Source organism: Rhizobacter sp. P1_G5 (genome assembly GCF_056405435.1).
Genome location: NZ_JBFUCB010000260.1, coordinates 1 through 7,814 on the forward strand (window position 1 = coordinate 1; position 7,814 = coordinate 7,814).

The window sequence follows — 7,814 nt, forward strand, 5'->3', positions numbered from 1 at the left end:
ATCACACCGTACAGCTCGCGGACCACGTCCACGCCCACCTTGAAGGCACGCCACTGCTTGCACTGCACGAGAAACTTCTCGCTGGCGGCATCGCGGGATCTCCTTAGCACAAGGTCGACACCACCATCGGCGCCGCCGCCAGTTTCGACAACTTGGTAGCCCTGCAATCGGAAGCCTTCGCCCACCAGCATCTCGAATTCGCGCCAACTCATGCGATCCAGCGCGTCGCTCGCCTCGCTTTGCACGGCAGCATTCACAAGGCCGTTTCGCTCCTTGCGCCGCCAAGCCGACATGCCCGCCCCCGCCATACAGAGAATTGGCAGTACGTATTGGCCGACGGTCGCGATGGTCTTCCACAGGGTGTGGGTGACCATCGCTCCAATTTGCGCCGGTACGGCTGCGGGGGCGACCGTCTGCGATGCGACACCATGAAGCAGCAGGTAGCTGGCTACCGACAACACAATGCCCGCCCACCACGGCAACATCGCAACGAGGTCCATTACGTCCTCGGCTGGGCTCGTGTTTCTGCGTTTTGCCATGTCCGCCTCCCCTCCATTCTTTTCCGGTGTTGTAGCAGGTGCGAGACAGGACGGCGATGCGCCACGCTGTAGCACTGACGCCTCACGTGCGGAGGTACACACCTTGTGTCGATTCCGACGGCTCTGCAGCGGCTGCGGTCGGTCGCCTCGAGCTATCGACAGGCCGCTTGCTGCCTCAATGCGGACGCTGCGGCGTTCTGGAGGTAGCCGGACGATCGGTCAAGCGACGCGGCCCCCGCGGGCGCGCTTCAACGCGCCGCGCTGCCAGTGGAACTGTGTGGTGTTGAACGTCCGCTGTGCGCCTTCGCGAACTGGCGCAATCGACCCAAAGGAGCCGACCGAGACTTCAACCAGCCCGCTCCGAACCGAGCGTTGGCGGAACGACGGAGGCGAGCGGTGGCCTCCGCTCCTTTTCAGCTGCCCGCTTTCTGCTCAAAGGCAATGGAGGGGCCATCACTCGCTTCCATCGCTTGCGGGCCTGTCTTAGCCGCTCCGCAAATCCCTCGGCGTCCAGTCGTTCTCCGGCCCACAGCATGCCTTGCTTGGCATCCTCTGACAGTTCGTCACGCAGTGCTTTTAACAAGGGCCGCAGTGGAAGCGCGCAGTTTGCGGCCGAGATGGAGGTTCGAAACCAGCGAAGCCAGCGCTCGGCGAGCGCTTGTCACCCCGTGAATCTGCGCGGAATCCTCCTCCCGCCAGCCTTTCACTTCCAGCCAGGCATTTCCTCCAACGTGAGGACCATTGGTCCGTTGTACAGCGACGGCAGAGTGGCGCGGTTGCGCTGGTCGTCAATGAAGTCCGGCCAAAGCATCTGATAGACCCACTTCGGTTGCTGGCGCAGGAGATCGACGGTGGTGGCGAACTGATTCTCGCCTATGGCGATCGGCTTGCCGTCAGCGACACGCAGCATCGTGGAGTAGCTGTTGGTGACATAGCCCAGTTCATAGATGTCCAGCGACGCGATGTCGAAGTAGTCTGATCCAGGGTTGTATTGATCGATGTCGGTGGTGAACAGTGGGTTCTTGATGTCTTGCACATTCCAAACCCAGATGATGTTGTCCAGAGCCTTCGACTTTGCCAAGTAGTCATGCGTCATGCGATAGAGCGCCGCACTGCCGAATGTCCCCTTGTGACAGGACCACCAGAACTTGCACATGTTCATCTCGTGGAAGGGGCGGAAGAGCACCACCACACCAGCATCCTTCAACTGCTGGAAGTAGCCGGCCAATGTGTCGAGCCGACCTAGCCACGCGTTGTTCAAACTGGTTCCAGGCGTCAAGAGTTCCTTGAACTGGTCGTCGGTGAAATGCACCGGGTGCTTGTCGCCGATGTCGTCCCACGTGCAGTACTCGTTCTGCGTCGGCGCGCAAGCGTGATACATCAACCCAACGAGGGCGCCCTTGGCGAACTGTCGCTTCGCCTCGGCCACCATGTTGCCGCGGTTCCCAACCGCGCCTCCGAATCCGAAATCGGCGCCCCAGAACGATCCAACCTTGCCGGTGATCGCATTGATTCGGTTCGTATCGCTGGTGGGCGAGCCAGTATTCTTGTTCTCTACTCCCACCAGCGTCTGTTGCCCAGATATGTCCCGCAGGAAGTCAAGCATGCGCTGCTTCTTGGCGGCTGTCGACGAAGGCGGCGTTCCGTTCGCCTTTGAGAATCTGTACGATGACATCGCATCATTGAACCCCAGCGGCACCAAGTTGGCCGTGTCAGCCAAGAGCGACAGCACGCGTCCTGACCCTCCGACATCGGTGAACAGGTCAACTTGGTAGCCCACAGGTACCTTTACCGACGACGCCAGGCGCATCCAGCCGGCGGGCGCATCGGCTGCTCCTTCACCGGTGCAATAACTTCTGCCCGCGTAGTTGATGTCTTCGTAGAAGCACGCTTGCGACGTAGAGCCACCAACGCGGCTGAACGTGAATATCTGGTTGGTCGAGCCGGCACAGCTCCATTGCTGCACATTGGTGCGATCCGCGGTGCTGCGGTCGGCCACATCGATGCACTTGCCGCTCTTCTGGTTCTTGATCGTGAACTGATCGGAACCGGTGGCCGGTTGAATCGCGAAGCGTTGCTGGCCGGAGCCGTTGTCGCTCCACTGTTGCACGTTGGCGCCGTCGTTGGTGAAGCCGCCGACGATGTCGATGGCCTTGCCACTGTTCACGTTGAGCAGCTTGTAGAACCCTCCGCCGAGGCTTGTCACGTCAAACTGTTGCGCCGTGGTTCCGTTGCAGGTGTATTGCTGAATGTTTATGCCGTCTCCCAGTCCGGCAGCATCAACGTCGACACATTTGCCGCTGTGGGCGGCTTTGATTGTGTAGCGACCAGCCTCCAGATCTGCCGCCACGGCAGGTGTGACGCCATAGAGCGTGGTGACGACGACCACTGCCAACGTGTGCATTGAAAGTCTCATGGATCCTCTCCATTGGTGAATAGAGACACGGTAGCGCTAAAGTGGAAACGCATCCATTGCACACCGCGCGGCCATCGTTGCAACGACAGGAACGCTCGAGGGTTTTCTCTCACTGATTTCACGTGTTCTGTTTCAGTCGCCACAGGTGGACGCAATTTCGTGGAGACGCGGCGCACACTCATTGAGATCCCAACAGCAGGCGGCAGGTGGATGCGAGCGTCAGCAGGTTTGGGTCGCGCTCGCGCGCACGCAGGTAGCTCAAGCCGATCTGTTGGCGCACGGCGAAGCGCGGGTGCAGGGGAATCAGTCGGACAGAGGCGTTGAGAACATCGCGGACGCGACCGGGCAGCAATGTGCACCCGACGCCACCGCTGACGAAGTTGATCAGCGTGAAGATGTCGCCAACCTGCAGTGCGACCTGGGGGGTGTAGCCGGCCTTCGCAAAGGTAGCCGCGAAATCATTGCGTGTGGCGAATCCCTCGGTGAGGCTTACGAAGCGCTCACTATCGCAAGCACCTAAGTCGATTGAATCCATCTGCGCATACTTCGAGTCTGCAGGCGCTGCGAAGAACACTTGGTCTTCGAACAGCGGGATCGATTCGATATCCTGAGCGCTGTCCGGCAACACCATTAACGCGGCATCTACAGTGAAGTCACGCAGCTTGGTCAAGAGTTCGACGTTCGATCCCATTGAGACGTCGGTCTGCAAGGACGGCCTGCGCAGTTTGAGGGCGGTGACAAGCCCTGGAATAGTTCTGACGCCGAGCGAGTACAGCGAGCCAATGCAGACGCTGTCGGCCAGGTAGCCACCTGCAGCGCGTGTGGCCTTGACTCCTTCGCGCATGACCTTGAGCGCTTCGTGCGCGGTTCCCGCCAGCACGGAAGCAGCCGACGTTGGCATCAGGTTCCTGCCCTCCGCGCGGAACAGTGGACAGCGCAGCCCGTCCTCAAGCGAGTGCAGCGCGCGGTGGACGCTGACTGGGTTGATGCCCAGCGCCTGGGCAGCTCGTGTCAGTGTGCCGGCATCCATGTAGGCCAGCAGAATCTCCAGTCTTCGAAAGGTGATCTCCTCGGGGAGAGCATCGCGCATGCGGGTTCCTTTGACGCGGCTTTCTTGAGTACCTGTCGACGACGTCAAGTTGCCGTCATCACGGCGCCATCGATATTGGCATCGACGTGCTTCCCTCAGCAGCCATCGCCGAGAGTGGACGCCGCTCTAGCCTTGCTTGATGAGCTTCTGGAGGATCAACGGTCCACCCATGCCGATCAGGTTGCCGCCTTCGTCGAGCTTGCCGAGCAGGATGGGAGCGAAGCCCAGAGCGGCGACCAGCTTTGAGATGGCAGTCTGCGCGTCATCGTCGTTGCTCGATACGAACATGACCCGGCGCCCCCCGCCATCAGCAGGATCCTTGGCCAGGAGCTTGGCCGGCAGCTGATTGAGCGTCTTGACCACTTTCGCCCCGGAGAATGCAGTTGCCACGAGTTCGGTGGAAGGGCGCCCCTTCAGTTCCTCCGGCGAGATGCCGTAGGTGTTCATGGCGTCGACGACAACCTTGCCGGACCAACTCGGCAGACCTCCTGCGACGGTTGTATGGGCGCGGAAGGGAATCGCAAGGATGACTACCTCGGCCTTGAGCGCGTCCGGCAGAGTCATGGGAATTACGGCGTTGCCGATCTCCTTTGCCATTGAGGCGATGGAGCTTGGCCCGCGGGTGTTGGCCAGGCCTACGGCGATGCCACTGCGGGCGAAATGTTTGGCCAAGGCAGAGCCGACGTTGCCAGAGCCGATGATCGAGTAGTTCACGAGTTTTCCTTCGGTATGGTGGAGCGGGTCTGGTGAGTCCGCTTTTGTCTATGCGGTGATGGCCGCAACTTCCTCGAGCGCTTTGGCAACAGCGGCTTCTCTCGCCTCGGGACCGAACGCGGTGCCTTCGGCTCGCACAATGGTCACGTCTGTCACGCCGAGGAAGGCCAGGAGGCCCTTGAGGTAGCTCTCTTGGTGCTCGAACCCAGCTGCTGGGCTACCTGCGGAATACACGCCACCGCGCGCGGATGCGATGAAGACCTTCTTGCCTTTCAGCAAGCCCTCAGGTCCGGTCGCGGTATAGCGAAATGTCTCGCCGGCAATCGCAATGCGATCGATCCATGCCTTGAGCGGCGTTGGGATCGTCAGGTTGTACATCGGCGCACCAATGACAAGAACATCAGCGGCGATCAGTTCATCCAGGTAGGCGTTCCCTTTCACCAAGTCCGCATTGATGGTCATGTCGTCGCTGGCGACACCCTGACGGGCCGCCACGTGAATTCCTGTCAGGTGCAGCGCAGGGTCGGATCCCAAGTCTCGGTAGGTGACACGAATATCGGGATGCAACGCGCGCTGGCGCGCGACGAGCTCCAATGTCAGGCGGCGACTGACGGATGCGGCGCCGAGGGCGCTGGAATCAAGGTGAAGCAGACGCATGGTGAATTCCGGTGGGGTGTAGCTTGATAAACGAATGGTGCGGCCAGCCCTCGTATCTGAGAAGACGGTATATTGAGATGCGATACATCTCCCTCGGAGATGGGAGGGGCCATGCTCGACGGTGTCTCACTCGACCAGCTCAGAAGCTTCATAGCCGCCGTTGACGAAGGAAGCTTCTCCGCCGCGGCGCGCAGGCTCAACCGCGTTCAATCCGCGGTAAGCGGATGGATTGGTGACCTGGAGGGGCAACTGGGCGTCACCTTGTTTGACCGTTCTGGACGGTTCCCGAAGCTCACGACTGAGGGAGTGCTGCTCCTCGCAGACGCGCGAAGTGTCGTGTCCGGTGTGGACACCCTCAAGGCTCGCGCCAAGCTGATGGTTTCGGGGCTCGAAGCTGAGCTCTCGGTGGTGGTCGACGTGTTCTTTCCCACTGCCGTCATCAGCGCGGCCGCCAAGGCGTTCTCACGCCAGTTTCCGTTGACCCCGCTTCGGCTCTTCGTTGAAGGATTGGGCGCTGGCTATCAGTCAGTTCTGGGTGGCCGTTGCAGCCTCGGGATTCTGGCCTCGCTGCCTGTCGCGTTTCCATCTCTCGTCAGCGAGCGGCTTGGCGAAATTCCTCTGGTCTCGGTTGCTGCCGCAAACCATCCGCTCGCGAGCATCGGACGTCGCATTGCCAAGCATGAGCTGTCGAGCCACGTACAACTCGTTCTGACAGATCGGTCTGACTTGATGGAAGGACGGGACTACGGTGTCGTATCCGCGTCCACATGGCGCTTGGCAGACCTCTCGACCAAGCATGCCTTTCTCAAAGACTGCGTTGGGTGGGGAAACATGCCACTGCACACAGTCGAGAAGGACATCGCCGACGGGACATTGGTGCTGCTGGACACAGAAGAAGTGCCGCCTACCGGTTTCATGCTGGGCGTATCCGCCTATCACCCGGCGTCAAAGCCGCCAGGTCCTGCGGGCAGATGGCTTGTCGAGCATCTGAATGGCTTCTCAAAGTCCATCCTGAGCATCGTCGACTGATCGCGCACGACACAGGCGAGCAGTTCCAGGGAGGTAGAGGCTACTCCTATGGCAGGACCCACTGGACGCGTGGGTTCCGGAGAGGCTACGGAGAAAATCTAGTCTGGGAACGATARGTGGCAGGGAGTGTATGTTCCCCGCCTCGCTCGCGAGCAGCCGGTCGGAAGCCGTGCCGTCTCCTCTGGGCGGCCGGTTGCAAGCCGATGGACGAATAGGCGCAGTCGGCCAGGAGCAGCCAGTCACGAACGGCGGGTTTCGGGTGGCTAACCTGCTCAGCTTGCGGATCCCTGTGCTCTTCAGCGGAACCGCGGAAGGTGCTGGCGCACTCCTAAGGGCGCTGCGGTGTGAATGCCGCATCCAGTTCGCCGACCTTCTCGACGACGAGATCGATGAATGCGGACACAGCCAGCGGCAGATGCCGTCGGCTGGGATACRGCACATTGAGGCCGTGGCCGGGACGCTGATATTCGGGTAGCACGGGAACAAGGCGTCCGGCCTGCAAGTCCTTCATGAGGATGGCCCTGGGAAGAAGCGTGATCCCCAACCCAGCCAGCGTCGCCTTGCGAAGTGCCTGCGCTGTGTTGCCGCTGAAGCGAGCGGCAACCTGCACGGCTTCACCAGTGCCGTCGGGTCCGGCCAGGTGCCAGGTTATATGACTGCCAGAGTGCGCAAAGGTCACGCAATCGTGCTCCATCAGGTCCTGCAGTGTGCTGGGCGCGCCCCTCGCTGCAAGATAGCCAGGGCTGGCCACCAGCCCGTCGTTGCCAGCACTCAGAACCTGCCGCCCGATGTATTCCGAGTCCTCAAGGGGACCGCCACGAAACGCCACGTCGATGCGATCCGCGATCAGGTCTGCCTTCGAATCGCTGAGCACCAACGCAAGGCGAACCTTGGGATAGGTCGCCAGGAACTCGGCGACCCATTCCATTACGAACATGTCGAGGAAGTCGGCGGGCGCAGCAACGCGAACAAGCCCACTCGGCTCCTGCCCTGCGGAGCTCAGCACTTGCCCGGCTTCGACCAGTCCCGCTACCGCATCGGCACAACGTGCGTTGAACTCCTCGCCTGCGCTGGTGAGAGTGAGCTTGCGGGTCGAGCGTTGCAGCAGCCGGACGCCGAGATGCTGCTCGAGCCCTTGGACGCGCCTGCTGACGGTGTTCGCTGGCACGCCGAGGCGCCGCGCCGCGCCCGCAAAGCTGCCGCTGCGCACGACCTGCACGAACAAGGCGATGTCGTTCAGATCAAGCATGGCGACCCATTGATTCAAAAATTGGACGGGTGCGCTCCAACTGCACCGGCTAGTACGTCGATCCTACCGCCCCTATCGTTCAAACGTTGACTGCAGCAGTTCAGACGTCATGTCTTCGGC

General features: G+C 61.0%; 7 protein-coding genes. 1 reads left to right on the forward strand and 6 read right to left on the reverse strand.

The window, feature by feature from the left end; translation table 11 throughout:
* The 5 genes from AC1D12_RS18055 to AC1D12_RS18075 all read right to left on the reverse strand — a co-directional run.
* Positions 1 to 539 (reverse strand): restriction endonuclease (locus AC1D12_RS18055; protein WP_477842001.1); only part of this gene is annotated, 539 nt, incomplete at its 3' end.
* A 703-nt stretch (positions 540 to 1,242) separates the two neighbouring features.
* Entirely contained in the window at positions 1,243 to 2,955 is a 1,713-nt protein-coding gene (locus AC1D12_RS18060) for an RICIN domain-containing protein (RefSeq protein WP_477842003.1), read from the reverse strand.
* Between the two features lie 178 nt (positions 2,956 to 3,133).
* Entirely contained in the window at positions 3,134 to 4,045 is a 912-nt protein-coding gene (locus tag AC1D12_RS18065; RefSeq protein WP_477842005.1) for a LysR family transcriptional regulator, read from the reverse strand.
* 126 nt (positions 4,046 to 4,171) lie between these two features.
* On the reverse strand, positions 4,172 to 4,759 hold the full coding sequence (locus AC1D12_RS18070) for an NADPH-dependent F420 reductase (RefSeq protein ID WP_477826823.1): 588 nt from the start codon (positions 4,757 to 4,759) through the stop codon (positions 4,172 to 4,174).
* A gap of 48 nt (positions 4,760 to 4,807) precedes the next feature.
* Positions 4,808 to 5,416, reverse strand: coding sequence for an FMN-dependent NADH-azoreductase (locus AC1D12_RS18075; protein ID WP_477842007.1), 609 nt, complete (start codon positions 5,414 to 5,416; stop codon positions 4,808 to 4,810).
* 111 nt (positions 5,417 to 5,527) lie between these two features.
* Between AC1D12_RS18075 and AC1D12_RS18080 the strand changes: the two genes are divergently transcribed.
* Positions 5,528 to 6,445, forward strand: a complete 918-nt coding sequence (locus AC1D12_RS18080) for a LysR family transcriptional regulator (protein ID WP_477826825.1) — start codon at positions 5,528 to 5,530, stop codon at positions 6,443 to 6,445.
* Positions 6,446 to 6,773: 328 nt separating this feature from the next.
* Here AC1D12_RS18080 and AC1D12_RS18085 read toward each other — a convergent pair whose 3' ends face one another.
* Positions 6,774 to 7,694, reverse strand: a complete 921-nt coding sequence (locus tag AC1D12_RS18085) for a LysR family transcriptional regulator (RefSeq protein WP_477842009.1) — start codon at positions 7,692 to 7,694, stop codon at positions 6,774 to 6,776.
* Positions 7,695 to 7,814 lie beyond the last annotated feature (120 nt).